Annotated in this window: 1 protein-coding gene; it reads left to right on the top strand. The window is 67.1% G+C overall.

Annotation, left to right across the window (positions count from 1 at the left end; translation table 11 throughout):
- A partial coding sequence (gene asd, locus QZH66_RS15785) for an aspartate-semialdehyde dehydrogenase (RefSeq protein WP_305806845.1) occupies positions 1 to 1,054 on the top strand: 1,054 nt, incomplete at its 5' end.
- Positions 1,055 to 1,089: the final 35 nt, after the last annotated feature.

Genomic DNA, 1,089 nt, shown 5'->3' with positions numbered 1-1,089 from the left:
CGACTTCGGCCTCATCGAGCCGCTCTTCTTCTCCACCTCCAACGCCGGCGGCAAGGCCCCGGCCATGGCGAAGAACGAAACCACGCTGCAGGACGCATTCGACATCGCCGCGCTCAAGCGCTGCGACATCATCATCACCGCCCAGGGCGGCGACTACACCAGCGAAGTCTTTCCCAAGCTGCGCGCCGCCGGCTGGAACGGCCACTGGATCGACGCCGCCTCGACCCTGCGCATGAACGGCGACGCCGTGATCGTGCTCGACCCGGTGAACCTGCCCGTCATCCAGGACGCGCTGGCCCAGGGCGGCAAGAACTGGGTCGGCGGCAACTGCACCGTCAGCTGCATGCTCATGGGCGTGGGCGCGCTGTACAAGGCCGGCCTGGTCGAGTGGATGAGCACGCAGACCTACCAGGCCGCCAGCGGCGGCGGCGCGCAGCACATGCGCGAGCTGCTCACGCAGTACGGCACGCTGAACGCCGAGGTGCGCGGCCTGCTCGACGACCCCAAGAGCGCCATCCTCGAGATCGACCGCCAGATCATCGCCAAGCAGCGGTCTCTCTCGGCCCATGAAACCGCCAACTTCGGCGTGCCCCTGGGCGGCTCGCTGATCCCCTGGATCGACAAGGACCTGGGCGACGGCATGTCCAAGGAAGAATGGAAGGGCATGGCCGAGACCAACAAGATCCTGGGCATGGGCGAAGGTTTTGGCACGGCTGCCATTCCGGTCGATGGCTTTTGCGTGCGCATCGGCGCCATGCGCTGCCACAGCCAGGCGCTGACCTTCAAGCTCAAGAAGAACGTGCCCGTGGCCGACATCGAGGCGATGATCGCCGCCGACAACGAATGGGTGAAGGTGGTGCCGAACACGCGTGAAGCCACCATCAAAGACCTGACCCCCGTGGCCGTGACCGGCACCATGCAGATTCCCGTGGGCCGCATCCGCAAGCTGGCCATGGGGCCGGAATACCTGGGCGCCTTCACCGTCGGCGACCAGCTGCTGTGGGGCGCGGCTGAGCCGCTGCGCCGCATGCTGCGCATCCTGCTCGGCGCCTGATGCCCGCGCGCACGCTCCGCAAAAAGGAGCGTGCG

It is taken from the genome of Stenotrophomonas sp. YIM B06876 (assembly GCF_030711595.1).
Taxonomy (GTDB): domain Bacteria; phylum Pseudomonadota; class Gammaproteobacteria; order Xanthomonadales; family Xanthomonadaceae; genus Stenotrophomonas.
This window is presented reverse-complemented; position numbering and strand designations above follow the sequence as displayed.